Consider the following 26,675-nt stretch of genomic DNA (forward strand, 5'->3'; position numbering starts at 1 on the left):
ATCAGGCAGTCCGCCGCTGCCCGTTCTCGAACCACGCGGCGACCCGAGGCGCCAGAGGTGCGACCCCGACCGCACCGCCTCCACTGCGCAAGGACTCCGTGGCGGCGATCCCCGCGGCGACTGCCTGGCGCGCGGCGATGGGTGAGGTCAGCGTCGGGCCGCCGTCGCGGGCATAGCGCACGAACTCTGCCATGAGGAGGGGGTCGGCCCCTCCGTGGCCGGCGTCATCGACCGCCGGGATCTCGATCACCTCGTCGGCGTCCGGCGTGTAGGCGTCGGTGCGCCTGGTCCACACCTTGACCTGGGCGCCGGGTCCGTCGCCGAAGTTCTCCAGCCGGCCTCGGGTGCCGATGACGGTGTAGTTGCGCCAGTAGTCAGGGGTGTAGTGGCACTGCTGGTAGGAGGCGAGCACCCCGTTGTCGAGCACGAGGTTGGCCTGGGAGATGTCCTCGACGTCGACGACCGGGTGCAGGTCCTTCTGTTCCGTGGGCGGCCAGTTGTCCAGGGAGTACCAGTCCCTCATCCGCCGGTCGGAGTTGTCGCGCCGGTCCGTGATGCTGCCGTAGACGGAGAGCGCCCCGACCGCAGAGACGGTGCTGGTATAGCCGCCGGCCAGCCAGTGGATGACGTCAAGGTCGTGGGCGCCCTTCTGCAGGAGCAGGCCGGTGGTGTTGCTCCGGTCGGCATGCCAGTCCTTGAAGTAGAAGTCACCGCCGGCGGAGACGAAGTGGCGGCACCAGATCGCCTTGACGTCCCCGATCGTCCCTGCCTCGATGACTCGGCGCATGGCGACGACGACGGGCATGTGGCGCATGTTGTGGCCGACGTATAGCCGCGTGCCGGTGCGGGCCGCCGCAGCAAGCATCCGGTCGGCGTCCTCGAGCGTCGTCGCGATCGGCTTCTCGACGAAGGTGGGAAGCCCCACCTCGAGCGCGCGGGTCGCATGCTCGGCGTGCAGGTGGTCGGGGGTGAGGACGAGCACGGCATCCAGCTCGTCCCGGCGGGCGAGGAGGGCGTCCACCTCGGCGACGACCTCGACGCCGGGGATCCGCTCGACCGCGTCGGCGCGCCCGCGCGCCTGGACGTCGGCGACGAGGACGACCCGCGATCCTGCCCCCGGTTGGTGCGCGTACTGCGCGAGGTTGGCGCGGAGGCCGAAGCCCATGATCCCGATGCGGAAGTCCTTGCCGTCGTTCATGTGAACAGCGTTGCCTTTCAGTCTGGTTCGATCTGGTGACGTGGGCCGTTCAGCCCTTGGAGCCGCTGAAGGCGATTCCCTGGATGAACTGGCGTTGCAGCATGATGAACATGACGAGGACGGGCATGGTCGCGAGGACGGACCCCGCCATGAGCGTCGTCGTGTTGACCTGGTACTGCCCGATGAGGGAGGCGAGGCCGACGGAGAGCGGCATCGCCGTCGGGTCGTTGTTGACCACGAGCGGCCACATGAGGTCGTTCCACGACCAGAGCACGTCGAGCACGGTGAGCGCGATGAGCCCGGGCTTGGCCAGCGGCAGCATGATCCGCGTGAAGATCTGCCAGTGGTTCGCGCCATCGAGCTTCGCCGCCTCCTCCAGCTCCCGCGGGAGGCTGAGGAAGAACTGCCGCATGAGGAAGGTGCCGAAGGCACTGAACAGCCCGGGCACGATGAGGGCCTGGAGGGTGTTGAGCCAGCCCAGGGAGGCGATGATCTCGTACTGGGGAAGCAGGAAGAGCTGGCTCGGCACCATGAGCACGGAGAGGAAGAGGCCGAAGAGCAGCCCGCGGCCACGGAACTCGAACCGGGCGAAGGCGTAGCCGGCCATCGAGCAGAGGACGAGCTGCCCCAGGACCCGCCCTGCCGTGAGCAGCACGCTGTTGGCGAACATCTGGGCGAACGGGAGCGTGTCGAAGACGTCCCCGTAGTTCGACCACTGGGGTTCCTCCGGGAGCAGGGTCGGCGGCAGCACCAACGTCTCCCCCAGCGTCTTCAGAGACGTCGACACCTCCCAGAAGAACGGTCCGAGCATGACGACGGACCCGAGGAGGAGGACTGCGTGCACGCCGAGGTGCTCGGGCAGCCGCCGGCGGCGGGACTCGGCCGGCGCCTGGCTCGGCGGGCGAGCGGCAGCGCGCTCAGCGGCATACGGCTGCTTCGTGTGCTCGAGGGTGTCAGACATAGTGGACCCACTTCTTCTGCAGGCGGAACTGCGCGGCCGTGACCGCCACGATGACGACGAGCAGCAGGAAGGCGATCGCTGCGGCGTAGCCCTGCTGGTTGTCGACGAAACCGCGTTGGTAGAACTGCGCGACGATCGTCTCGGTCTGCGGGTAGGCCGGGTTGGACGTGCCCGTCATGACGAAGATCAGGTCGAAGGTCTGGAGGGCGCCGATGACGGCGAGGACCGAGATGAAGAAGACGCTCGGGCTGATCGAGGGCAGCGTGACCGACCAGAACTGGCGGACCCGCCCGGCGCCGTCGAGCTGCGCCGCCTCGTACAGGTCCTTGGGGACGCCTTGGATGGCGGCGAGGAAGATGACGATCTGGGTGCCCAGCCCGAGCCAGATGCCGACGACGGCGACGGCGTAGAGCGCGGTCGCCGGGTTCGACAGCCAGTTGGTCCCGCTCAGCCCGACCGCCCCGAGGATCGCGTTGACGACGCCGACCTCACCGTTGTAGAGCGTGCGCCAGATGAGCCCGACGGCCGCCGGCATGGTCACGACCGGGAGGAAGTAGATGACGCGATAGACCTTGACGCCGCGGAGCCCCGGAGTGCTGAGCAGTCCCGCGACGACGAGTGCGATGGGAATGCCGAGGAGCGCCACGAGCGTGAACTTCAGCGTGTTCCACAGGGTCGACCACAGGGCTGAGTCCTGCGCGAGCGAGACGTAGTTGTCGAGCCCGACCCACTCCGAGCCGCCGAACGGTCCGGTCTCCGTGAAGGAGATGAACAGCGTCCGCAGCACCGGCCACATGTAGAAGACGAGAAGCCCGAGGAAGGTGGGCGTGATGAAGACCGCGGCCCAGAACAGGTCGTTGCGGCGCATCCTCGACATTCCCTGCGACACGTCGGTCACTGCTCCTTGGCGAGGGCGGCGTCCATCTGGGTGGCGAGGTCCTTCAGCCCGGTGGCGGCGTCGACCTCGCCGGTCCACACCTTGGTGAGGATCTCGGTCTCGAGGGTGTTCCACGTCTTGGTCTCCTTGGAGACCGGGTAGGCAGCGGCGTCCGGCACCTCGTCGATGTAGGCCTTGAGGTTGAACTGCGGCATGGCGTCGACCCACTTCTGCTGGGTGCCGTTGAAGGCCGGGATCACCGCTCCCGTCTCGGCCTGGATCTCGGCGGCGCGCCGGGTGCCGAGGAAGCTGAGGAACTTCTGGGCCGCCTCGGGGTGCTTCGTCTTGGCATAGACCACGTTGCCGAGGCCGTGGATGACGGAGATCGAGCCCTTCGGCCCGGCGGGGATCCGCACGACGTCGACGGTGTCCTTCAGCTCGGCGATGCCGTGGTACTCACCGGCGGCCCAGGAGCCGTTCCACAGCATGGCGATCTTGCCGGCCTTGAACATGTCGTAGGGGGACGTGTCGGTCATCTGCTGGACGGTCGGCGAGGCGCCGTCCTTGACGAGCGAGGTCCAGAACTCGATGCCCTGGAGCGCCTCCGGGGAGCCGTAGCCCGAGGCGGCGCCGTCGGCGGAGATGATCTCGCCGCCCGCCGAGTGGATCGTGTCGTAGTAGCCGGCTTGGTTCTCGACCGGCGCGGCGGCACCGTAGATGCCCTTGGCCGGGTCGGTCAGCTTGCGGGCGGTGGCCTGGAAGTCGGCCCACGTCCAGTCGTCCGTGGGGTGCTCGACGCCGGCTGCGTCGAAGAGCGACTTGTTGTACCAGACCCCGATGGTGTCGAAGTCCTTCGGAATCCCGTAGGTCTTGCCGTCCCACGTGTAGAGGTCGACGAGCGAGGCCGGGTAGTCGGCGAGGTTGAGGCCGCCGTCCTTGATCGTCCCGTCGAGCGGGAGCAGCTGGCCGTTGCCGGCGTAGAGCTTGATGTTGGGGCCGTTCATCCAGAAGACGTCGGGTGCGCCTCCGCCGGTGGCGGCGGTCTGCAGCGTCGTCCAGTACTGCTTGTAGGGCGTGACCTGGAGCTTGACGGTGATGTCGGGGTTGGCGGTCCGGAACTCGTCGATGATCTTCTGCATCGCCGGGGCCTGGTTCTTGTCCCAGATGCCGTAGGAGATCGTCGCCGGGCCGCCCCCTTCGGCGCGTGCGGGGTCACCTCCCCCCGAGCCACAGCCGGTGAGGCCGAGCACCAGGGCGGCGGACAGGGCGGACAGGGCGAGCAGGCGGGCAGGGCGCATCGAATCTCCTCGTGAACCGGGCACAACGGTGGGCTGGACAGAGGGCTGATCATTTCTGATTGCCGGCGACAACAATTGAGCAGAATCAGTCACCTGTCAACATCCTGGGCCAACAAACCCAGCTGCCGTATGCCGCTGGGCTGGCTTTCGGGGGTCGCCCTACTTGACGGAGCCGCTGGCGAGACCGGCGCGCCAGTACCGCTGGAGGCCGAGGAAGAGCGCGACGAGGGGAAGCACGCCGAGCAGCGCCCCTTGGAGGACGGCGCCGTACTGGGGGTTGAAGTAGCTCATCATCCCGTAGAGGCCGAGAGTCACCGGCTTGAGCTCCGGCGAGGTGATCATCATCAGCGGGAGCAGGAAGTTGTTCCACGTCGCCACGAAGATGAACAGGAAGATCGTCACCATCGCCGGGGCGAGCAGCCGCAGGACGACGGTGAAGAAGGTGCGGGCCTCGCTGGCACCGTCGAGCCGGGCCGCCTCGATGATCTCGTCGGGGACGGACGACTCGACGTAGATCCGCCCGAGGAAGACCCCGAAAGGGCTGACGCAGGAGGGGATGATGACGGCCCAGGGGGTGTTGACCAGGCCGACCCCGTGGAAGACGAGGTACAGCGGCACGGTGAGCAGGGAGATCGGCAGGAGGAGCCCGGCCAGCAGGGCGACCTGCATCGCCCCCTTGCCGGGGATCCGGAACTTCGCCAGGCCGTAGCCGGCGCTCACCGACAGGAGCGTGCCCGCCGCACCGGCAGCGGCGGAGTAGGCGATGGAGTTGGCCACCCAGCGCCAGAAGTTGCCCTGGGTCCAGGACATCAGGGCGGAGTAGTTCGCCGCGATGTGGTTGTCGGCCGGGAGCAGACCACTCGTGCTGAAGAGGTCACCGTTGCTCTTCGTCGACGAGAGGACGAGCCAGTAGACCGGGCCGAGGAAGTAGGCGAGCGCCAGCGCGAGCACGGCCCACGTGAGGATGCGAGCGGGTCGGGATGGCCGGAGGGACGGAGGCACGTCGGATCGGGCCTGCCTGTGGTTGCCCATGTCAGACGCTCCTTCGCTGGAGGAAGGCGTAGCCGGCTGCGAGCAACCCGGCCCCGACGGCCATGACGATGGAGATCGCCGAGGCCGGGCCGGCCCCGGAGGGGGACACCCCGCCGGTCATCGAGTTGTAGGCCATCATCATGGGCGTGTAGGCCTTGCCCATCCACGGGTTGACGGCCGCGAGCACGGTGGGCTCGTTGAAGAGCTGGATCGTGCCGATGATCGACAGGAGCACGGCCAGCATCGTCGCTGGACCGACGAGCGGCACCTTGATCCTGCGGACGATCGCCCACTCGCCGGCCCCGTCGATCCGGGCTGCCTCGTAGAGCTCACCCGGGATCGCCTGGAGCGCAGCGAGGAAGATCAGCATGTTGTAGCCGGTGAAGGTCCACGTCGTCATGTTGGCCATCGAGCCGAGGATGGTGCCCGGAGCGAAGAAGTCGATGCCGCCGCCGACGACCTCGAGAGCCTGGTTGATGGGCGACATGCGAGGGCTGTAGATGTAGGTCCAGACCAGCGCTGCGACGACGCCGGGGATCGCGTAGGGCAGGAAGTAGCCGAGCCGGAAGATGGTGACCCGCCGCACGAGTAGTGAGTCGAGCAGGAGTGCGAGAGCGAGCGCCCCGCCGATCATGATGGGGATCTGGACCGCGCCGAAGAGCAGGACGCGGCCCATGCCGTCCCAGAAGAGCCTGTTGCCGAGGACCTGGGCGTAGTTCTCGCCTCCGACGAAGGTGTCGACGAGCTGCCCGCCGCCGTAGAGCCCTCCTTCCGTCGGCTTCGCGCGGTAGACCGAGGACCGGATGCTGACGAGGATCGGCACGACGAAGCAGACGAGGAAGAGCAGCGAGAACGGAGCGATGAACGCGAGGCCGGTCCGGGCCTCACGCCGTCGCCTGGCCCGGTTGTGCGCCTCGTGGTCCGCGCCACGTCCACCCGGATGGCGGTCGGCGAGGGTCGGGCCGACGACGTCAGCCGTGCGTGTCGCGGTCATGGTCCTCCTCGTCGGGCCGCTGTGCCACCGGCCGGGCGGTGCGTGCCCGCCCGGCCGGTTGCACTGGCATCATTCCGCGACCGGCAGGCCCGCGTCCTTGAGGGATGCGACCGAGGCCTGCTGGGCGGCCGTGAAGACGTCGGCCACCTTGCCCTCGCCCTTGCCGGCCCGGTCGGCGGCCTGCGCCATGTCGGCGCCGATGGCCGGGAACGTCGGGATGTAGGGGAAGTTCGGGTTGAGCGCCTCGTTGGCCTTGGCCAGCTCCGCGAAGACGTCCTGGCCTCCGTAGAACGCCTTGACCGGCTCGGGGGTCTGCATCGCGCCCTTGGCGGCCACGACCAGCCCCTGCGACACGAGTGCGTCGATCTGGGTGTTGAACCAGTTGTTGAACTCCATCGCCTGGGCGGGCGCCGGGCATCCCTTGAGCACGACCACGCCGGAGCCCCCATCAGGACCGGACATCGGCGTGTCGCCGAGCTGCGGGAGCTGGGCGACCGCCCACTGACCCTCGTTCTTGCTCCCAGCCATGTCGCCGGCGAGCAGCGGCGCCTCCCACGCGGCCCCGATGGTGCCGATGAGCTTCTGGTCGGTCAGCGCCTTCTTGAAGCCGTCGCCCCAGCGGTTCTCGACGATGGCGGACTTGGAGTCGAGCAGGGCCTGCCAGAACGCGGCCACCGCCTGGCTGCCGGACCCGGCCGCGTCGACCTTCCACTGGTCGTTCTCGGCCGAGTACCACGTCGCGCCCGCCGCGGCGGCTTGAGCCGAGAGCGAGTACTGCGCCTCGTCGGGCTGGAAGGCCGCGATGTACTTGCCCTTCGCAGCGGCCTTGCCGGCGGCCGCGGTGAACTCGTCGGCAGTGGTGGGCACGCCGAGGCCCAGCTTCTCGAACTCCGCCTTGTTGTAGTAGTAGACGAGCGGGCCACCGTCCTGCGGCAGTCCCACGGCCTTGCCACCGACGGTCATGAGGGTGAAGGCGCCCTCGGAGAAGCTGGCCCGGTACTTCTCCGCCTCGGCGGTGACGTCCTGGAGCAGCCCCTTGGTGAAGAGGGAGGGAACCTCGGCGTAGCCGGCCTGCGCCAGGCAGGGAGCCGTGCCCGCGTTGACGTCCGCCTCCAGCTTGGTGATCATCTCGGCGGCCTTGCCGTCGAACTTCGTGGCGGTGACCTGCACGTCCGGGTGCTCGGAGTTCCACGTCGCGATGACGTCCGCGACCTTCGTCATCCCTTCTCCGTCGGGCAGTCGGTGGAGGTACTCGATGGTGACCGGAGCGGCCGACGACGGCGCCGCCCCCGGTGCGGCGCCCGGGCCGGCCGGGGTTCCTGAGGAACACGCCGCGACGAGGGAGAGCGAGACGGCGGCGGCGAGGGAGCCAGCGGCCCGAGCCGTGCGTGAGGACATGAGCAACTCTGCTTTCTGCGATGCCGACCCGGATGGGACGACGGCGATCCCGATTCGTTCGGCCAGTGTCCTAACTAAGTTTGCCAAAGTCAATGCCTTAATGTCATCGTCGTCCGACCGGAGGCTCGGCCACGTGGCAGGATCCGGTGAAGGAGGACACCATGACATCGACCACCCGCTCGGCAGCCACGTCGACCCCAAGCCAGTCGCGTCGCGCCGCGGCGCGGCCCGCTCCCCGGGCAGGTCGGGTCGACCAGGCCCAGATGCGGTCCGCCAACATGGGTCTCATCCTGCGCCACCTCCGCGCCCACGGCGGCCGGTCACGGGCCCGCCTCGCCGCCGAGACGGGTCTGTCGAAGGCAACCATGTCGAGCCTCATCGGCGACCTCGCCGAGCGGGGGCTCGTCCGGGAGGGCCAGCTCGACCGGGCCGGGACGGTGGGCCGCCCCGGCCTCACCGTCGACCTCGACGGCCGGCGCGTGTGCGGTGTCGGCGTCGAGATCAACGTCGACTACATCTCCCTCGCCGCGGTCGACCTGGCCGGGAGTGTCATCCGGGAGTCGGCGACCCCCATCGACGTGCCGCGGCTCTCGGTCGAGGCCGTCCTCGACCGGGTCGCCTCGCTCGTCAACCGCATGCTCGACTCCATCCGCGAGGCGGGCCTCATGGTCATCGGTCTGACCGTCTCCCCGCCCGGCGTCATCGACTACGACGCCGGCGCCGTCCGGTTCGCCCCCAACCTCGGCTGGCGCAGCATTCCCATCGTCTCGGAGCTCTCGCACCGCATCGGTCCGGACGCACCCCCGATCCACCTGGAGAACGACGCGAAGCTCGGGGCGGTCGCCGAGTACGCCACGCATGCGTCCGACGGCGTCGACGACCTGCTCTACCTCTCCGGCGACGTCGGGGTCGGCGCGGGCATCATCGCGGAGGGCCAGCTCATCCGCGGCTGGTCGGGCTTCTCCGGCGAGGTGGGCCACCTGCCCCTCGACCCCGAGGGACGTCAGTGCGGCTGCGGGCGCACCGGATGCTGGGAGACCATCGTCGGGCTCGCGGCGTTCCTCCGGCTGGCAGCCTCCGAGGACGACGAGGTGCACGACCCGAGCCGCCCGCTCGAGGACCGCCTGCACACGCTCCATGCGCGCGCCGACGCCGGGGACGAGCGCACCCTGCAGGCGCTGCGCACGATCACCGACCACCTGGGCCGGGGGCTGTCGATCCTCGTCGACGTCCTCAACCCCCGGGTCATCGTCCTCGGCGGCTACTTCGCCTTCTTCGGCGACTACCTCCTCGAGCCACTGGGCGCAGCCCTCGAGGCCCGGCGCATGGACGAGGGCAGCGGTGCCCGACTCGTCGTGTCCCGCCTCGGCATGAGCTCGACGGCCCGCGGAGGCGCGATCGTCGCCCTCGAGACGGTTTTCGACGACCCGACCCTCGTCGGGACTGCGCACATCTCGCCGAGAGGTTGACACCCGGAGCCGTCCGATCAAATACTTCGTTCACTGTACGAACGTATTGACTGGAAGGCATTGATCTCATGCACAGATCCAGCACCACACTGTCGTGGCGGGTCGTCGCAGGTCTCGGAGCATGTGTCGTCGGGCTCACCGGCCTCACCGGCCCGGCCCTCGCCCCCGCGGCACACGCCAGTCCCAGCGACCCGGCCACGAGCACCTCCACCAGCACCTCCAGCAGCACCTCCACCAGCACCTCCACCAGCGACAGCACGGCGGTCGCCATCGCCTCGGCGGCCCTCGAGGTGACCCTCGACCGCGACTTCCCCCAGGTCCTCGGCTACCGCGACGTGGCCTCCGGCGCCACGCTCGGGGGCCAGCCCGACCCCGTCCGCTCGATCACCGTCAACGGCACCCCGCGGACCGCGGAGGCCACGGTGACCACGGCAGCGAGCTCAGCGGCATACCGCGTCACCTTCCCCGACCTGCCCGGTGTGGGGATCGAGCTCACCGTCTCCGTCGAGGGCCATGTCCTCACCTGGCGGGTCACCAAGGTCACCGACTCGGACAAGGTCGTCGTCGGCACCATCGACGTCCCCGGCCTCGACCTCGTGTCCGTGTCCAGCGCCCAGCCTGGCGCCACCAGCGCATTCACCACCATCGACACCAACTCCACCCGCAACGCCGACGTCATCCGTCCGGTCACCGGCGCCGACGCGCCTCAGTCAGCGCCGGTCGGTGCCGCCTACGGCATCCTCAACACGGCGCAGCTCGCCGCCAGCGTCGAGACGAACGGCACGTACGACAAGCCCACCGGTGCGACGCGGATGGACAACGGGCGCCTCTGGCACCAGCTCCGCGCGGCAGCCGACGGCACCAGACGGGTCGGCATCACCCCGGGCCAGTGGACGGTCCGCGGCGACGGCGCGCCCGAGCAGAGTGAGCTCCCTTGGGCCAAGGTCGTCGTCACCGCCGACCGCAACGACGACTCCAAGGTCGACTGGCAGGACGGAGCCGTCGCGTTCCGCGAGATCGCCCACGTCCCGGCCGGATCGGCGCAGGTTCCCGACCGCGTCGTCCAGCGGATTCCTTTCAACTTCAGCAGCCTCGCCACCCACCCCTTCCTGCGCACGCTCGACGACACGAAGCGGATCTCCCTGGCCACCGACGGGCTGGGACAGTTCGCCCTCCTCAAGGGCTACGCCGCGGAGGGGCACGACAGCGCCCACCCCGACTACGGCGGCAACTACAACGAGCGCGCCGGCGGCCTCAAGGACCTCAACACCCTCCTCGTCGAGGGGGACAAGTGGGGAGCCGACTTCGGCGTCCACGTCAACGCCACCGAGGCCTACGCCGAGGCCCGAGCCTTCAGCGAGAAGCTCGTCGACAAGAGCGCCCCCGGCTGGAACTGGCTCAACCAGGCGTACTACATCAACCAGCGGCCGGACCTCACCTCCGGCGACCTCCTCGCCCGCACCCAACGCCTGCACGACGAGACCAGGGGCAACCTCGACTTCCTCTACTGGGACGTCTACTGGGGCTTCGGCTGGATTCCCGACTCGATGAATGCCGCACTGCGCGAGCAGGGCTGGCAGATGGGGTCCGAGTGGGCCTACACCATGGAGCGCGACAACATCTGGGCGCACTGGGCCGTCGACCGCAACTACGGCGGTGCGAGCAACAAGGGCGTCAACAGCACCATCGTCCGCTTCATCCGGAACGCCCAGAAGGACGTGTGGAACCCCCACCCGGTGCTCGGCGGATCGACGATCGTCGAGGCCGAGGGCTGGACGGCGCACCGCAACTGGAACGCCCTGATGACCAACGTCTGGACCAACCAGCTCCCCACGAAGTTCCTCCAGCACTTCGACATCACGAAGTGGTCCAGTGACAAGGACGGGTCGGTCGACATCCACTTCACCGACGGGGTCCGCGGCACCGACGCGTCCGGCACCCGCCGGCTCTTCGTCGGCGGCGCGAAGGTCCTCGACGGAGACTCCTACCTGCTGCCCTGGGGCGAGACCTCGCCCAGCAAGCCCACCAAGGCCTACCACTGGAACGCCAAGGGCGGGACGACGACGTGGCAGCTGCCGGACAGCCTCCGCGGGGCCTCGTCGTTCTCGGTCCACCAGCTCGGCGAGACCGGCCGGACCCGGATCGGCACCGTGGCCAACCGGGACGGCACGGTGACCCTCACCGCCAAGCCCGGAACGGCCTACGTGCTCTACCCGGCGACCGTGCCCACCCAGGCCGACCCGCAGTACGGCCAGGGCACGCTCGTCAAGGACCCCGGGTTCAACGCGAAGGAGCTCGACGTCTGGAACCCGAAGGGCGACGTGACCCAGGAGCACCTGCCGACGGGCCAGCGAGTCGTCCAGCTCGGCGCCGGAGGCGCTTCGTCCATCGCCCAGGAGCTCACCGGTCTCTCGGCGGGCAAGCGCTACGCCGCGTCCGCCTGGGTCCAGGTCCAGCCGGGCGGCTCCCGCGCCACGACCCTCTCCATCACCGGCGACGGGGTCGACGCGAGCAACACCATCCAGCGTTCCACCGTGACCAACAGCGAGGCGTCCAACGAGCTCAAGGGCACCAGCTACCAGCGCGTCCGGGTCATCTTCACCGCTCCCAGGAGCGGCCGGGCCCTTCTCAGGGTCGCGGTCGCGAGCGGCAAGGCGGCCGTGCAGGTCGACGACGTCCGGGTCGTGCCGACCACCGAGGCCGCACCCGCCGGGACGGTCGTCGCCCAGCAGGACTACGAGGGCGTCGACCAGGGCTGGCTGCCCTTCGTCTCCGGACCGGCCCAGTCCGGCGGCGACGCGCGCACCCACATCGCCCGCATCCACGCGCCGTACACCCAGGCGGGCTGGAACGGAAAGCTCGTCGACGACGTGCTCGACGGCGAGTGGTCCCTGAAGGCCCACGAGGAGGCCAGCGGCCTCGTCTATCGGACCTGGGCCGGGACCCTGCCCTTCGAGCCCGGGCACCGCTACCGCGTGGAGTTCGACTACCAGAACGCCACGGCCGGTGCCTACTCGTTCGTCACCGGAGTCGACCAGGTCGCCGACGGACGCACGACGACAGCCGAGCTGACGACCACGACGTTCGGCCGGCAGCGCACGACGAAGCGCTTCTCGCAGGAGCTGACGACCGGCGCCTGCGGCGACGCGTTCATCGGACTGCGTCGCCACCCCGTGGGGGGCACCCAGGCCGACTTCATCCTCGACAACCTGCGGGTCACCGACCTGGGCGCCGCGGAGACCCCCGGTGCCTGCGCCCGGCTCGAGGTGACCGGCCCGTCGAGCGGACTCGTCCCCGGCGAGGCCAACGCCTTCACCACGACCTTCACCAACCACGAGGAGCAGGCGGCCGCCGACGTCACCGTCAAGACGACGTGGCGGGTCGTGGTCCCGGCCACGACGCAACCGGGCAGCCACCAGCTGACGGGCCGAGCGGCATACGGCATCGACGGGGTGACGCGGACGGTCGAGTCGGCCGCGAGCTTCACCACCCTGCCCCCCGGGAAGATCCCCCAGTCGCGCCTGTCCATCGGCGGCGTCAGCGACACCGAGCCGGGCTCCGGTGACGGGTCGCCCGCCGCCGCCATCGACGGCAAGGCGTCGACGATGTGGCACTCGGCGTGGTCGACGACCAGCGAGCCGGCCCCCTACCCGCACTGGATCACCGTGGACCTCGGTGAGGACTACGCGGTCGACGGTTTCGACTACCAGGTCCGGGTCGGCAACGGGTCGATGAAGGAATACGAGCTGTACGTCAGCACCGACAACCGCACGTGGGGCGACCCGGTCACGAAGGGCACCTTCGCGAGCACCGCCGACGTCCAGCACCTCGAGTTCACCGCGAAGCAGGGCCGCTACGTCAAGCTCGTCGGCCTCAGCTCAATCAACGGCGCCCCCTACGGCGGCGCGAGCGAGCTCAACGTCTGGGGGCTGCGCGTCAACGAGCCCCCGACGGCGCTGCCCAAGGCGGGGATGTCGATCCACTCGTTCGACTCCCAGGAGCTCGAGGGCGAGAACGGGGCGGCGACGAACGCCATCGACGAGGACCCATCCACGATCTGGCACACGGAGTGGTACGCGCAGGTCACCGGCTATCCGCACCACATCGCCGTCGACCTCGGCGCAAGCCACGATCTCACGGCGATCTCCGTCCAGGGCCGCCCCACGGGCAGCAACGGTCGGATCAAGGACTACGAGGTCTACGTCTCGAGCGACGGCACCTCGTGGGGGCAGCCGGTCGCCAAGGGCACCTTCACCGAGACCACGGCGCCCCAGATGGTCCGCTTCGCGGGGCCGACGACGGCGCGCTACGTCAAGGTGGTCGGGCTCAACGCGATCAACGGGCTGCCGTTCGCCGCCGTGGCGGAGCTCCAGTTCTACGTCCCCACCACGTGACGTAGCCACCAGCGGCGGGCCGGAGGCAGCATCCACGCCCCCGGCCCGCCGCCCGCTTCACCACCTCCTCCCCCACCCACACCACCCAGACGACAGGACGCTTCGTGACCACCAGTGCAGCCCACCGCCTCACCGTGGCGGATGGCTCCTTCCTCCGCGGGGGGCGGCCCCACCAGATCATCAGTGGGGCGATCCACTACTTCCGGGTGCACCCGGACCTCTGGGAGGACCGGCTGCGTCGCCTCGCCGCCATGGGGCTCAACACGGTGGAGACGTATGTCGCGTGGAACTTCCACGAGCGGCGCCGAGGCGACGTCGACTTCACCGGCCCGCGGGACCTCGCCCGGTTCGTCCGGCTCGCCGGCGACCTCGGTCTCGACGTGATCGTCCGCCCCGGCCCCTACATCTGTGCCGAGTGGGACTTCGGCGGGCTGCCCGCATGGCTGATGAAGGGTGAGCCGATGGCGTTGCGGTCCAGCGACCCCCGCTTCCTCGCGGCGGTGGACGCGTGGCTCGATGCCGTCTGCCCCGTGCTCGTGGGACTGCTCGCCACCCACGGAGGCCCCGTTGTCGCCATCCAGGTCGAGAACGAGTACGGCTCCTTCGGGGACGACGCCACCTACCTGGAGCACTGCCGCAAGGGCTTGGTGGACAGGGGGATCGACGTGCTCCTCCTCACCTCCGACGGCCCCGGCCCGGACTGGCTCGCCGCCGGCACCATTCCGGGCGTCCTCGCCACCGTCAACTTCGGGTCACGGGCGAGCGAGGCGTTCGCCGAGCTGCGCAAGGTCCAGCCCGAGGGACCGGACATGTGCATGGAGTACTGGAACGGCTGGTTCGACCACTGGGGCGAGGGCCACCACGTCCGCGACGCGGAGGATGCGGCCCGCGTGCTCGACGACATGCTCCGCGCAGGCGCCAGCGTCAACTTCTACATGGCGCACGGCGGGACGAACTTCGGCCTCTGGAACGGCGCCAACGTCGCCCACGGGAAGCTGCAGCCGACGGTGACCAGCTACGACTACGACGCGGCCGTGGGCGAGGCGGGCGAGCTGCGGCCGAAGTTCCACGCCTTCCGCGATGTCATCAGGAGGTATGCCGCTGAGCCCGCTCCCGCTGTCCCCGAGCTGCCAGCGCGGCTGGCTCCCCAAGCGGTCGAGGTGGATGGCTGGGTCGCCCTGTTGGACTCGCTGGGCGCCTACGACCGGCCCCGTCGAGGGCCGCTTCCGCTGCCGATGGAGTCGCTCGACCAGGACCACGGCCTCATTCTCTATCGCGGGTCGGCACTCGTCCCGCCCGACGGACGGACCCTCGAGCTGGACGGGCTTGCCGACCGCGCAACGGTGCTCGTCGACGGGGCCCACCTCGGCACGCTCGACCGCAACGAGCCACCGCACGTGCTGCCGCTCCGGCCCCGCGCCGACGGTCGGGCCAGCACCATCGACGTCATCGTCGAGAACCAGGGCCGGATCAACTTCGGCAGCGAGATCGGCGAGCGCAAGGGCGTCGCCGGGATCCGCATCGCCCACCGCTTCGTGCACGACTGGGGGTCGGTGGCGATCCGCCTCGACGAGCCCGGGCTCACCGACCGGCTGCAGTTCGGCGCGGTGGCCGGCTCGGCAGGCCCGGTCTTCGCGCGCGCGACGCTTGCGGTGGACGAGCCCGCAGACGGGTTCCTCGCCCTCCCCGGATGGGCGAAGGGGTTCGTCTGGCTCAACGGTGCCCTGCTCGGGCGGTACTGGGAGGTCGGCCCCCAGGTGACCCTGTATGCGCCGGCGCCCTTCTGGCGCGCCGGGGCCAACGAGGTGGTCGTTCTCGAGATGGAGCGGGCCGGTTCGCTGGTCGAGCTGCGGGCGGACCCAGACCTGGGACATCCCCGTCCCTGAGGCCCGATCAGGTCGGCGGCGACGTAGGGACGGACGGTCGGCGACGGCCAGCATGTCAGCCCTGTCGCGCCAGCCGGACCAGACATGGGATGAGTGGCGCAGTCGACGGGTCCCCAACGGCCAACTGGCAGGCAGTGCACGGTTCAATGGACCAGTGACTCAGCTCGGATCCAGTGGCCTTCCCCTCGAGGTCCTCGGGCTGCACGCACCGGGCGCGGACGCCTTCGGTAGCGCCCTGTCGACGCCCCCTCCCCTGGTCGCCCTGCTCATCACCATCGGGCTGATCAGCCTGGTCTGCGTGACGGCTGTCGCTCTCGTCCTCACAGTCTCGGTGCTCGTCGTCGCCGTGACTGCCGCCGTCTTCGCGACCTGGGTCTCGCTCCGCGCTGTCGTCGCCGTCGTCCGGGTCGGCCTGCTCGCCGTGGCGGTCAGCGCCCTGCTCGCCACCGTCGCCGCGCTCGCGGCCGTCGTCGTGCCGTTGGGTCTGGCGCTGGCCGCCGTCGTGGCGTTCGGCGTTCACGTCGTCGCCCGCCACGCGGCGTCAGCTGCGTCCGCTCGGACGTCGCCTGACCGGCTACTTCACGCTGCCCGCGGTGAGGCCGCCGACCAGGTGCTTCTCGATGATGGCGAAGAGGATGACGACGGGCACGACGGCGATGACGGATGCGGCGAAGAGCTGGTCCCAGTGCTGCTCGTAGCCGGTCACATAGGCCCGCATCCCGACGGTGAGCGGCTTCCGGTCGTCGTCGATCATCAGCGTCAGCGCGACGACGTACTCGTTCCACGCCGCGATGAACGTGAAGATCGTCGCCGTGACCAGGCCCGGCAGCGTCAGCGGCAGCATCACCCGCCGCAGCACCTGGAGCCGCGTCGCACCGTCGAGTGCGGCGGCCTCCTCGACCTCTAGCGGGATCGACGCGAAGAACCCGTGGAGGATCCAGATCGCGAAGGCGAGGTTGAAGGCGGCGTTGGTGATGATGAGGGCGCCGTAGGTGTTGACCATGTTGAGCTCGAAGAACTGCCGGTAGAGCCCGACGACGAGCGCGGTCGGCGCGAACATCTGGGTCACGAGCACGAGGAGCAGGAAGAAGGCACGGCCGGGAAAGCGGTGCCGCGCGGTCATGAAGGCCGCCGGGATGGCGACGAGCACGACGATCACGGTGGAGCCGCTCGCGACGATGAGCGAGGTCTTGAGCCAGTTGAGGAACCGCTCGTCACCCAGCACCTGGGCGTAGGTGTCCCACTGCCAGACCCGAGGCAGCAGGGTCGGTGGGGTCGTCTTGACGTCGGAGCTCGTCCGGAAGGAGTCGAGCACCATGACGAGGTAGGGCGAGAGGAAGGCGAGGGCGACGAGGGCCCCACCGATCGCCATGAGGATCCGCTTGCGACGGTGGCGATGGGAGCCGTATGCCGCTGGGCTCGGTTGCGCTGAAGCCGTCGTCATCGACTCGTCTCCTCTCGCCAGTTGATGATCTTCAGGTAGATGAGCACGATCGCGAGGATCAGTAGGACGTTGAAGATGCCTGCCGCGGCGGACATGCCGACGTCCTTCTCCTGGCTCTTGAAGGCGAGCTTGTACATGAAGGTGATCGTCGTGTCGTGCAGGTATCCGGGGTTGCGGTCGTTGAGGGTGTAGATGATCGGGAAGCTGTTGAAGACGTAGATGACGTTGAGCACCGTCGCGATCATCAGGGCGGGTCGCAGGAGCGGGAGGACGATGCTCCGGTAACGCTGCCACGGGCTCGCTCCGTCGACGGTGGCCGCCTCGAGGACGTCGTCGGGGATGGCGTTGAGGCCCGCGATGAAGACGAAGATGGTGAAGGGCAGCGAGACGAACACGCCGACGACCACCATCGAGAACATCGTCCAGCTGTCGTCACCCAGGAAGTCGACCGGCGTGCTGATCACACCGAGGTTGAGCAGGAGGTGGTTGATGATCCCGTAGTTGTAGTCGTAGAGCAGGACGAAGAGCTGGCTCGTGATGATGAGGCTCGCGGCCCACGGGACGATGACCGCCCAGCGGACGTAACGACGACCCGGGAACTGCTTCACGAGGAACTGCGCGAGGCCGAGGCTGAGCACGATCGTGACCGCCACCACCGCCACGACCCAGATGAGGGTGTTGAGCAGCACCGTCCCCAGGGAGGGATGGTCGAGGACGTTGGCGTAGTTGTCCCACCCGGCGTCACCCTTGCGCAGGCCGGTGATCGAGAATTCGCTGCGCGAGGCGTCGAACAGCTTGATCGCCGGATAGAGGACGACTCCGAGGATCAGCGCGAGGGCCGGGGCGAGCCAGAGCAGCGCGACGAGCGGGTGGACCGAGCCCACCCGCCCGCCGCGGAGCGTCGTCTTGCGTGCCAAGAGGGTGTCGCTGCCGCTCAGCTCGCCGACTCAGCGGTCTGCTGGAGCTGGTCGAGGACGGCCTTGGGGTCGCCGGTCATCGCGCTGCCGAGGTTCTGCTGGACGGCGAGCTTGACGCGGTCCCACGCGGGGTCGTCGGTGGGCGTCAGCTGGGCGTTGGGCAGCGTGTCGAGGTAGACCTTGAGCTTCTCGTCGCCACGGAACTCCTCGATACCGCTCTGGGTGACCGGGAGGAACCCTTCCGACTTGATCCAGGTGTTGATCTGGTCCTTCTGGTAGTAGAGCTCGTAGAAGGCCTTGACCGCGGCCTGGTTGCTGTTGCCGGGCTTCTTGAACGCCATCAGGTAGTCGGTCACGCCGAAGGTCTTGCTCTCGGAGCCGTCGTTCGTCGGGAACGGCGCGACGGCGTACTTGACCTTGCCGTCCTCGTCGAGGGCCGCAGCAAGCGGGCTGAAGCCGATGATCATGCCGGCCTTGCCGGACTTGAACAGGTCGAAGGCGTCAGCGCGGTTGGTGCGGGCGGGGTTGTTCTGCGTCAGCTTCTGGTCCGCGAGCTTCTTGAGGAAGGTGAGCGTCTCGACGTTCTGCGGGGAGTTGATCGTCCACTTGCCCTGGTCCTTCCACGTGCCCCCGTTGTTGAAGAGCCACATGGAGAACTCGCCCTGGGACTCCTCCGGGCCGAGCGGGAGGGCGTAGCCGACGTTGCCGTCGCCGAGGGCGGTGATCTTCTTCGCGGACTCCTCGAGCTCGGCCCACGTCTTCGGCGGGTTGGCGATCCCGGCCTGCTTGAACAGGTCGGTGTTGTAGAAGAAGGCCCGAGCCGAGCTGAGGTCCGGGAAGCCGTAGAACTTGCCCTCGTACGTGCCGTACTTGACGAACGTCGGGAGGATGTCGCTCTTGACGCTCTCGGGGAGGACCTCGTCGGAGCTGTAGAGCAGCCCGTCCTTGGCGTAGCTCGCGTAGGCGTTGAGGTTGAGGATGTCCGGAGCCTGGTTGTTCTGGATCATCGTCGAGCTCTGCTGGTCGAGGTTGTCCCAGCTGATGATCTGGACCTCGAGCGTGTAGCCGGTCTTCTCCTTGTAGGTCTTCGCGAAGGCGTCCCAGAAGGCCTTCGTGTTGTCCTTGGAGTACTCGGCCGCGACGAGCTTGATCGTCTTGGTCTCAGCGGCGCCGCCGCCCTCGGTCTTGTCCGCGGTGTTACCGGCACCCGTCCCTCCACCGCACGCGGCGAGAACGATTGCTGCCAGCGCCATGCCGGCAATCGCGCCTGACGTCTTCATCGACCTCATGTCACTCCTTGGTTCGGTGCCGGCTCACTTCGGGCGCGGGGCCCGGCCGGCCGCTGATAGTGCCCAACTTAGGGCGCGGGATGGGTCAGTTCAAGACAGGTATTGATCGATGACCCCTTAATCTGATCACAATCGAGCATCGGCGAGGTCAGACGAGGTGGACGACGACTCCGAGCGCCCGCAGGGCGTCCACCTCGTCCGGGTCGGCATCGGTGGTCGTCACCAGCTGGTTGATCCCGTCGGCGGCGCAGATCGAGGCGAAGGTGCGACGACCGAGCTTCTCGCCCGTCGTCACGCAGATGACCTGCTGGGAGCGGTCGATCATCGTCCGGATGATGGCCGCCTCGTCCTCGTGCCGACACGTCGCCCCCTCCTTGGCCGTCAGCCCGTTGACCCCGACGATCGCGACATCGAGCCACAGCTGGTTCAGCACGAGGGCTGCGAGCGGGCCGGTCACCTCGTAGGACTCGGGACGGGCGACGCCTCCCAGCGAGACGCACTGGACATGCGGGCGCAGCACGGCCTCGGCGGCGATGTTGAGGGCATTGGTCACGATGGTGACACCGCCCCCGTCGACGAGATCCTCGCGTGACGTGATCGCCCGGGAGGTCGCGGTGGTCGTCGTGCCGCCGTTGAGACCGACCACCTGCCCCGGCTGCACGAGCTGGGCGGCTGCCGCGGCCACGCGGCTGCGGCCGTCGTCGCCCTTGCTGCTGCGGTAGCGGTACGGCAGCTCGTACGCCACGGAGGTGGCGACCACGCCGCCGTGGTTTCGGGCGACGAGCTGGCGCTTGGCCAGCTCGGCGAAGTCGCGCCTGACCGTGGCCTCACTGACGCCGAGCAGCTCGGCCGCCTCGGTGACACCGAGCCGCTCGGTCGTGGCCAGGCGGTCCAGCATGGCTGACCATCGACTTGCGCGGTTGCGCGCGTGCTCTTGGCTGTCTGCGCTCACATGCCGACCCTACCGCGCAGCCGCGTCAGTGGACATGCACAACTTTGCTCACTTACTCTTACTATCGAGCAAAGACAATCACAAGGAGTTCCCATGGCCACCAGTCATCTCGAGCGCGAGATCGTCACCCAGCCCGACGACTGGCAGCGTGCCGTCGCCCGAGTGCCCGAGGTGGCCGACCTGCTGCCGCAGGCCGGCGAGCGTGTGGCCACCATCGGATGCGGCACCTCGTGGTTCATGGGGCAGGCCTACGCCGCGCGGCGTGAGTCGCTCGGGCTCGGCCCGACCGATGCGTTCGCCGCGTCCGAGCACCGGCTGGACCGCGGCTATGACCGGGTCGTGCTCATCAGTCGCTCCGGCACCACCAGCGAGGTCTTGGAGGTGGTCGAGCACCTGCGCGCCGAGGGCACGCCGCACGTGTCCTTCGTCGCCACCGCCGGCACCGCCATCGCCGAGCGGTCCGCGGCAACGGTGCTCATGGCGGACGTGGACGAGCAGGCCGTGGTGCAGACCCGCTTTGCGACCTCGACGCTCGCGCTGCTCCGCGCCTCCCTCGGTGAGGACCTCACCCCGGCGATCGAGCAGGCCCGCGCCGTGCTCGCCGAGGACGAGGCGAGCTGTCTCACGCGTCTGGTCGACGCCGAGCAGGTCACCTTTCTCGGGAGGGACTGGGCGATCGGGATCGCGACCGAGGCAGCCCTCAAGCTGCGGGAGTCCGCGCAGTTCTGGTCGGAGAGCTACCCGGCCATGGAGTACCGGCACGGCCCGATCAGCATCGCCGCTCCCGGCCGGGCGGTGTGGGCCTTCGGAGAGGTGCCCGCGGGTCTGTCCGACGAGGTCGCGGCAACCGGGGCCCACTTCGAGCACCGCGACCTCGACCCGCTCGCCGAGCTGGTCCGCGTGCACCGCCTCTGCCTGGCGAAGGCCCGGCGGGCCGGCCTCGACCCGGATGAGCCACGCAACCTGACGCGCAGCATCGTCCTCGCCTGACGTCGCAGCATCGTCCTTACGTCGCAGGGGCCCCATCGCGAGCGCGATGGGGCCTCCGGCGTTCCCGAGCTCCCCGCCTACCGCGCGGCGAGCAGGGTCAACAGCCGCGCTGCTTCCTCCGTCGTCGCGTCGCGGGCTGCCCCGAGGTACTTGCGGGTGTCCACCGTCGGCGTCGCGGCCAGGTGCCGAGTGAGCGCCGTCGTGAAGACCTGGTTGAGGTGGGTCGCGATGTTGACCTTGACCATGCCGGCGCGCACCGCCGCGACCAGCCCTTCGTCGGAGACGCCGGAGGAGCCGTGCAGGACCAGGGGCACGGGGACGGCCGCCCGCAGGGCGGCGATGAGCTCGATGTCAAGCAGGGCCGAGCGCTCCGTCATCGCGTGCGAGCTGCCCACCGCGACCGCGAGCGCATCGACGCCGGTCTCCTCGACGAACCGAGCGGCGTCGCCCGGATCCGTCCGCACCCCCGGAGCGTGCACGCCGTCCTTGCCGCCGACCTCACCGAGCTCGGCCTCGACGCTGACCCCCGCCGCATGGCAGAGCCCGACGACGCGCTGCGTCTCGGCGCGGTTGGCGTCGTCGGTCAGCCGGGATCCGTCGTACATCACCGAAGTGAGGCCGAGCCGGACCGCCTCGGCGACGAGCTCGGTGTCCTCGGCATGGTCGAGGTGGACGACGACCGGCTGGGCGCAGGCCTCGGCGATCGCGAGGGTGGCGGCGGCGAGGGGCGCGAGGGCCCGGTGGTAGCGGACGCAGTTCTCCGAGATCTGCATGACGACCGGGAGGCCGGTCTGCTCGGCAGCGGCGGCGTAGGCCTCCGCGTGCTCGATCTGGATGACGTTGAACGCGGCCACGGCCCGGCCGGCGGCGCGGGCCTCGGCGAGGGTCGGTGCGAGTGCGGCCAGGGTCATGCGTGGATCTCCTCGATCTCGACGGTGGGTAGGAGCCGGTCGACGTCATCGCGGTCGATGACTCCGGCGACGGGTTGCAGCACGGCCGCCGCGGACCAGGCGACGGCCCGGCGCAGGACCTCGGACCAGGTCTCGGTGGCCACCTCGTCGAGTGCCACCGCACCGATGGCGCCGGCGTCGTCGAGGTCGGCGGCCAACGCGGCCGTGGCCGCGTCGCCGGCACCGGTCGCGTTGCCGCGCAGCGGCTGTGACAGATGAGCGCGCAGGTGCACGTCACCGCACGAGAGGAACAGGCCCGCGGCGCCATCGGACACCACCGCCGCCCGGGCTCCGGCACGGCTCAGGGCGAGGGCCAGCTCGCCCGCGGAGGGGGTGGCAGCCGAGCGCCCGCCGAGAGAGGCCGCCGCTTCGCCGCGGTTGGGCTTGACGACGTCGGGCCGGTCGGCGAGGCACTCGACGAGGGGCGGCCCCGAGACGTCGAGCACGGTCCGCAGCCCAGCCTCTCGGGCCACCCGGACGAGCGACCTGACGAGGTCGTCCGGGGCCTCCGGTGGGAGACTGCCGGAGACGGTGAGCACTCGCGCCTGCGGCGCCGCCGCCTGCACCTCGTCGACGAGGCCCTGCCAGACTCCCGACGCCATCGCGTGCCCTGCCTCATTGAGGAGAGTCGCGACGCCGCTCTCGTCGACGACGGCGATCGAGCGCCGCGTCACGCCAGGGGCTTCGACGAGCCGATGGGGGATCGACCGGCTCTCGAGGTCCGCTCCGAAGCGGGCCAGGCCCTCCACCCCCACGGGAGCGAGCGCCACGACGCGACGGCCCATGCTGGTGAGCACCCCTGCCGTGTTGAGCCCCTTGCCACCGGCCCGTTCGACGACGTCGGTGACGCGGTGCGACTCCCCCGGCGCGAGCCGGGGAATGCGGTAGGTGATGTCGAGCGCCGGGTTGGGCGTCAGGGTGATGATCATGCGCTGAGCAGGTCGAGGGCGAGGCTGGCCGCACCGAGCGAGCCCGACCGGTCGCCGAGCGCCGCCGCGGAGACGCCGACATCGGTGCGGCCACCCAGCCGCTGCTGCAGCTGTGCCCGGAAGGGCCCGAGCAGCGCCTCTCCGGACCGGACGAGTCCCCCGCCGACGAGGACGAGCTCGGTGCCGGCGGCGGCGACCACGGGCGCCGTCACGGTCGCCAGTGCGTCGACCGCCTCGCGCCAGATCCGCTGCGCCAGCGGGTCGCCCGCGTTCAGGCGCCGAACGACGTGCTCAGCGTCGCCGCTCTCGCCGGTGGCCTCCGACCAGCGGCGCCCGATGGCTGCTGCGCTCGAGATCGCCTCGAGGCAGCCGCGCTGGCCGCACCGACAGGCCGGCCCATCCGGCACGACGACGACGTGGCCGATCTCCCCGGTCCATGCCGAGCCCCGGACGAGGTGGCCCTGGCTCAGCATCGCCCCGGCGATGCCGGTACCGAGCGGGAGGAACAGCACGTCGGCCACCTCACGCGCGGCACCGAAGCGGTGCTCACCGAGCAGACCCGCGCGCACGTCGTGACCGATGGCCACCGGGACGTCCAGGTGCCCCTCCACCAAGGCGCGCAGGTCGAGGTCACGCCACCCGAGGTTGGCCGACCACACCCCGATCCCCCGGTCGTCGTCGACGAGTCCCGGGACCACCACGCCGACCGCCGCGACCGCCGCGCCGCCGCCGCCGCTGCTCGACGCAGCGACCAGCGAGGCGACGATCTCGCGGACAGTCTGACCGAGCACGTCCCGGAGCATCCGAGGCGTCGGAGAGGTGCTCTCGCCCAGGATGGCCCCACCGGACGAGAGGAGGGCAGACTTGATCCTCGTCCCGCCAACGTCGATTCCCACGACCGCCTGTCGCATCACTGGTGCATCCTATGCGCAAGCATGCGTGGTTGAACATCGCACCGAACACAAACGCTCATGCAGACCTCGTCTCAGGAGAGCCATGGCCACTCAGTACTTCACCGGTTGCAGCCTCGACGGCTTCATCGCAACATCGGACCACAACCTCGACTGGCTGGTGACCCGCCGCATCGATCCCGCTGGTCCGATGCACTACGAGGGCTTCCTCGCCGACGTCGGGGCGCTGGCGATGGGCGCGACGACCTACCAGTGGATCCTCGACCACGACCCAGCCGGCTGGTCGTACTCCCAGCCCACCTGGGTGTTCACCCACCGTGAGTTCCCGCAGCCTCCCGGTGACGTCCGGTTCACCCAGGCTCCGGTCGCAGCCGTCCATGCCGAGATGCTGGCCGCAGCCGGAGGCAAGAACGTGTGGGTCGTCGGAGGTGGGGACCTCGCTGGCCAGTTCCACGACGCCGGGCTGCTCGACGAGGTGTGGATCCAGTTCGCGCCGGTCACCCTGGGCGCCGGCGCTCCTGTCCTGCCCCGACACGTCGAGCTCGAGCTGCTCGACGTGGCCCGCAACGAGGACTTCGCCTGCGCCAGATACCAGGTCCACCGCTGAGGCATGCACACCCCGCCACCCTTCCGACGGGAGCGGAGCGCGAAGCCAGCCCAGCGGCATACGGCCGTGGTGCCCGGCGCCGACGGCGCTACCCCTCGTCGGCGCCGCGGTGATCGGTCGCTCCGACCCGGCGGAGGATCTCGTCGGCGACCGCACCGAGCGGCGCAGTGGCGTCGATCGGGACGCCGGTCCCGGGGACGTCCTCCCTGGTCCCATGCAGGTGCAGAATCAGATCACGCTCCGACTGCTGACCGCCGAACTCGTCGTCGGGTCGCGCGTCCAGTCGTCTTTTCAAGGTGTCCAGGTCGATCTCCAGGACGAAGACTCCGTCGAAGAGGTCCAGGAACGTGGAGAAGTTCCGGGACCCGCCACAGAAGAAGGTGACGGGCTCGGTGTCGTCGGCGACGAGGGCTCGGACCTGGGCGACGTTCCAGATGTGCTGCCCATGGGATGGCGCGCCGCCCCTCGCCGGCTCTCCCGTCTCCGGGTCGCCCTGGTACGCCAGCTCCGTGTCGCCGTTGATGGCGTGGTACCCGCGACGGCGCAGCTCCCCGCACACCGATGTCTTGCCGGTCCCCGAGACACCCTCGATCAGGTAGTTGCGCTTGCCCACTCCTGGACGGTAACCGACCGTCCGGGACGACCTCATCCGCATTCGCGACGAGCCGCCGCAGGAACTCACGTGCGGGAGCCCGCGCCAGTCCCGTACCGTCCGAGTCATGACCTCGGACGAGTTCGTGCCAGTCGGCTTCGACCCACCGACCTCACTAACCACAGACCAGTTCCGGCTGGAACCGCTGGGGCCGCAGCACAACGAGGCGGATCATGCCGCGTGGACCTCGAGCATCGAGCACATCCGATCGACGCCCGGATATCCCGACGGCAGGTGGCCACCACCAGACGGCATGTCCTTGGAGGAGAATCTCGCCGACCTCCGGCGCCACGCCGATGACTTCGAGCGGCGGCGCGGGTTCACCTTCACCGTTCTCGACCCGGTCGACGACGACGTCATCGGCTGCGTCTACCTGTACCCGTCCGCCTCCGACGAGTGGGACGTCACCGTGCAGTCCTGGGTGCGGGCCGATCGCTCGCAGCTCGACGCACCCCTCGCCGACGCCGTCGCCCGATGGCTCGGCAGCGACTGGCCCTGGGAGCGCGTGGACCGCTGCGGCCGCTGAGTTCGGCCGACCGCGCCGCCGAGCGGCCGTAGGCTCACCCCATGCCCAAGCCGTCCCCCGTGTCAGAGTCATCCGCCCACCTCGATCTGGTCAACGCGCTGCCGGTCGTGGCCGAGTCGACCACCTCCCGCGTCCTGGTCACGAACGACGTGATGCGGATCGTGCAGTTCACCTTCGACGCCGGGGAGCTGCTGACGGAGCACACCTCGCCTCGCGCGGTGGCAGTCCAGCTCGTGAGCGGCCGGATGCGGTTCACCGTCGACGGCGCCGAGCACTCCATGGGCGACGGTGACGTCATCTACCTCGCACCCGGTGCCTCACACGCCCTGGTCGCCGAGACCGCGTGCCGAATGACCCTGGTGATGGTGGACCTCACGGTCTGACCAGCCACCGAGTCGAGCGGACCGAGGCGGTAGCGTCGCGCTACTCGATCGCGGCCCGGAGACTCGAGATCGTCGGCTCCCTCCAGACGGATGGCGATGACCCACATGCTTGGTCGGCGGCAACGATGTCCGTCTGTTCCCCTCCTGCTCCTCCGCGTTGGCAGAACCCCTGCTCGCGCGGCCCTCGGCCGCAAACGACGAATCGCCCCGACTCGCATCTGTGCAGGTCAGGGCGATGTCGGCGTCTGAGCTGGCGAGGGGACTCGAACCCCTAACCGCCTGTTTACAAGATGCAGGGACCCCGTCTGTGAGCGTCAAGAGGGGGCAGCCACGCGCGTGGCGAAGAGCTCAAGCGGACTCCTATGTGCGGGCTCGTCCAGCCCGTGGTTAGCAGCGGCGTTAGCAGGGCGTGGGACTGTCTGGTGCCAGACAGTCCCGGGCACTGGCCCGCCACGCGAGGACGGAGACGCCAAGCGCTGCCATGATGACGACATGGTGGAACCGACTCGGGATCAAGACCGACGACTGCTGATCAGGCCCCTTCTAACACCGGAGTCGTCTGCGATCGCAGCCTTCGCATGTCGACGGCCACGGGAAACTGCCCGTAGGCGGTCACGA

23 protein-coding genes are annotated in these 26,675 nt (G+C 69.5%); 7 read left to right on the plus strand and 16 right to left on the minus strand.

Annotation, left to right across the window (positions count from 1 at the left end; genetic code table 11):
* Position 1: 1 nt before the first annotated feature.
* The 7 genes from ABWV20_RS13915 to ABWV20_RS13945 all read right to left on the minus strand — a co-directional run bounded on the left by ABWV20_RS13915 (position 2) and on the right by ABWV20_RS13945 (position 7,758).
* Positions 2-1,198, minus strand: a complete 1,197-nt coding sequence (locus tag ABWV20_RS13915) for a Gfo/Idh/MocA family protein (protein WP_353356034.1) — start codon at positions 1,196-1,198, stop codon at positions 2-4.
* Positions 1,199-1,247: 49 nt separating this feature from the next.
* Positions 1,248-2,159 carry a carbohydrate ABC transporter permease gene (locus ABWV20_RS13920; protein ID WP_353356036.1) on the minus strand — a complete coding sequence of 304 codons (912 nt, stop codon included), beginning with the start codon at positions 2,157-2,159 and terminating at the stop codon, positions 1,248-1,250.
* Positions 2,152-3,057 carry a carbohydrate ABC transporter permease gene (locus ABWV20_RS13925; RefSeq protein WP_353356038.1) on the minus strand — a complete coding sequence of 302 codons (906 nt, stop codon included), beginning with the start codon at positions 3,055-3,057 and terminating at the stop codon, positions 2,152-2,154. The genes ABWV20_RS13920 and ABWV20_RS13925 overlap by 8 nt, the downstream gene beginning before the upstream one ends.
* Complete coding sequence (locus ABWV20_RS13930) at positions 3,054-4,334, minus strand: ABC transporter substrate-binding protein (RefSeq protein WP_353356040.1); 1,281 nt, start codon at positions 4,332-4,334, stop codon at positions 3,054-3,056. The genes ABWV20_RS13925 and ABWV20_RS13930 overlap by 4 nt, the downstream gene beginning before the upstream one ends.
* Before the next feature lie 159 nt (positions 4,335-4,493).
* Positions 4,494-5,366: a carbohydrate ABC transporter permease gene (locus ABWV20_RS13935; RefSeq protein WP_353356043.1), complete on the minus strand. Its 873-nt coding sequence runs from the start codon at positions 5,364-5,366 to the stop codon at positions 4,494-4,496.
* 1 nt (position 5,367) lies between these two features.
* Entirely contained in the window at positions 5,368-6,360 is a 993-nt protein-coding gene (locus ABWV20_RS13940) for a carbohydrate ABC transporter permease (RefSeq protein WP_353356045.1), read from the minus strand.
* 69 nt (positions 6,361-6,429) lie between these two features.
* Complete coding sequence (locus tag ABWV20_RS13945) at positions 6,430-7,758, minus strand: ABC transporter substrate-binding protein (protein ID WP_353356047.1); 1,329 nt, start codon at positions 7,756-7,758, stop codon at positions 6,430-6,432.
* 161 nt (positions 7,759-7,919) lie between these two features.
* Between ABWV20_RS13945 and ABWV20_RS13950 the strand changes: the two genes are divergently transcribed.
* The 3 genes from ABWV20_RS13950 to ABWV20_RS13960 all read left to right on the plus strand — a co-directional run bounded on the left by ABWV20_RS13950 (position 7,920) and on the right by ABWV20_RS13960 (position 15,507).
* Positions 7,920-9,227 carry an ROK family transcriptional regulator gene (locus tag ABWV20_RS13950; protein ID WP_353356049.1) on the plus strand — a complete coding sequence of 436 codons (1,308 nt, stop codon included), beginning with the start codon at positions 7,920-7,922 and terminating at the stop codon, positions 9,225-9,227.
* Between the two features lie 68 nt (positions 9,228-9,295).
* The gene (locus ABWV20_RS13955) at positions 9,296-13,621 is read left to right on the plus strand and encodes an endo-alpha-N-acetylgalactosaminidase family protein (protein WP_353356051.1); all 4,326 of its coding nucleotides are present in this window, start codon (positions 9,296-9,298) and stop codon (positions 13,619-13,621) included.
* A gap of 104 nt (positions 13,622-13,725) precedes the next feature.
* The gene (locus ABWV20_RS13960; protein ID WP_353356053.1) at positions 13,726-15,507 is read left to right on the plus strand and encodes a glycoside hydrolase family 35 protein; all 1,782 of its coding nucleotides are present in this window, start codon (positions 13,726-13,728) and stop codon (positions 15,505-15,507) included.
* 55 nt (positions 15,508-15,562) lie between these two features.
* Here the strand turns inward: ABWV20_RS13960 and ABWV20_RS13965 are convergent, their stop codons facing one another.
* The 5 genes from ABWV20_RS13965 to ABWV20_RS13985 form a co-directional block, all read right to left on the minus strand.
* Entirely contained in the window at positions 15,563-16,042 is a 480-nt protein-coding gene (locus ABWV20_RS13965; protein ID WP_353356055.1) for a hypothetical protein, read from the minus strand.
* Between the two features lie 39 nt (positions 16,043-16,081).
* Positions 16,082-16,951, minus strand: a complete 870-nt coding sequence (locus tag ABWV20_RS13970) for a carbohydrate ABC transporter permease (RefSeq protein ID WP_353356057.1) — start codon at positions 16,949-16,951, stop codon at positions 16,082-16,084.
* A complete protein-coding gene (locus tag ABWV20_RS13975; protein ID WP_353356059.1) occupies positions 16,948-17,868 on the minus strand; it encodes a carbohydrate ABC transporter permease in 921 nt (306 codons plus the stop codon). The genes ABWV20_RS13970 and ABWV20_RS13975 overlap by 4 nt, the downstream gene beginning before the upstream one ends.
* A gap of 17 nt (positions 17,869-17,885) precedes the next feature.
* Positions 17,886-19,157, minus strand: a complete 1,272-nt coding sequence (locus ABWV20_RS13980; protein WP_353356061.1) for an extracellular solute-binding protein — start codon at positions 19,155-19,157, stop codon at positions 17,886-17,888.
* Between the two features lie 148 nt (positions 19,158-19,305).
* Complete coding sequence (locus ABWV20_RS13985) at positions 19,306-20,055, minus strand: DeoR/GlpR family DNA-binding transcription regulator (protein WP_353356063.1); 750 nt, start codon at positions 20,053-20,055, stop codon at positions 19,306-19,308.
* A gap of 147 nt (positions 20,056-20,202) precedes the next feature.
* Between ABWV20_RS13985 and ABWV20_RS13990 the strand changes: the two genes are divergently transcribed.
* Positions 20,203-21,099 carry an SIS domain-containing protein gene (locus ABWV20_RS13990; RefSeq protein ID WP_353356065.1) on the plus strand — a complete coding sequence of 299 codons (897 nt, stop codon included), beginning with the start codon at positions 20,203-20,205 and terminating at the stop codon, positions 21,097-21,099.
* Positions 21,100-21,176: 77 nt separating this feature from the next.
* Here the strand turns inward: ABWV20_RS13990 and ABWV20_RS13995 are convergent, their stop codons facing one another.
* From ABWV20_RS13995 to ABWV20_RS14005, 3 genes are read right to left on the minus strand one after another with little or no spacing between them, the layout of a single operon-like run.
* Entirely contained in the window at positions 21,177-22,010 is an 834-nt protein-coding gene (locus ABWV20_RS13995) for a class II fructose-bisphosphate aldolase (protein WP_353356067.1), read from the minus strand.
* Positions 22,007-22,978: a 1-phosphofructokinase family hexose kinase gene (locus tag ABWV20_RS14000; protein WP_353356069.1), complete on the minus strand. Its 972-nt coding sequence runs from the start codon at positions 22,976-22,978 to the stop codon at positions 22,007-22,009. Before ABWV20_RS14000 ends, ABWV20_RS13995 begins: the two co-directional genes overlap by 4 nt.
* Positions 22,975-23,889, minus strand: coding sequence for an ROK family protein (locus ABWV20_RS14005; RefSeq protein WP_353356081.1), 915 nt, complete (start codon positions 23,887-23,889; stop codon positions 22,975-22,977). Before ABWV20_RS14005 ends, ABWV20_RS14000 begins: the two co-directional genes overlap by 4 nt.
* A gap of 85 nt (positions 23,890-23,974) precedes the next feature.
* Between ABWV20_RS14005 and ABWV20_RS14010 the strand changes: the two genes are divergently transcribed.
* Positions 23,975-24,496, plus strand: a complete 522-nt coding sequence (locus ABWV20_RS14010; RefSeq protein WP_353356071.1) for a dihydrofolate reductase family protein — start codon at positions 23,975-23,977, stop codon at positions 24,494-24,496.
* Between the two features lie 88 nt (positions 24,497-24,584).
* Here the strand turns inward: ABWV20_RS14010 and ABWV20_RS14015 are convergent, their stop codons facing one another.
* Positions 24,585-25,109 (minus strand): AAA family ATPase, encoded by a 525-nt coding sequence (locus tag ABWV20_RS14015; protein ID WP_353356073.1) that lies wholly within the window; start codon positions 25,107-25,109, stop codon positions 24,585-24,587.
* 106 nt (positions 25,110-25,215) lie between these two features.
* On the opposite strand from ABWV20_RS14015, the gene ABWV20_RS14020 reads away from it, so the two are divergent.
* Together ABWV20_RS14020 and ABWV20_RS14025 are read left to right on the plus strand one after the other, a co-directional pair.
* Positions 25,216-25,674: a GNAT family N-acetyltransferase gene (locus ABWV20_RS14020; protein ID WP_353356075.1), complete on the plus strand. Its 459-nt coding sequence runs from the start codon at positions 25,216-25,218 to the stop codon at positions 25,672-25,674.
* Between the two features lie 41 nt (positions 25,675-25,715).
* Complete coding sequence (locus ABWV20_RS14025) at positions 25,716-26,057, plus strand: cupin domain-containing protein (RefSeq protein ID WP_353356077.1); 342 nt, start codon at positions 25,716-25,718, stop codon at positions 26,055-26,057.
* The last annotated feature ends 618 nt before the right edge of the window (positions 26,058-26,675 follow it).

It is taken from the genome of Intrasporangium sp. DVR, assembly GCF_040365325.1.
Lineage (GTDB): Bacteria > Actinomycetota > Actinomycetes > Actinomycetales > Dermatophilaceae > Intrasporangium.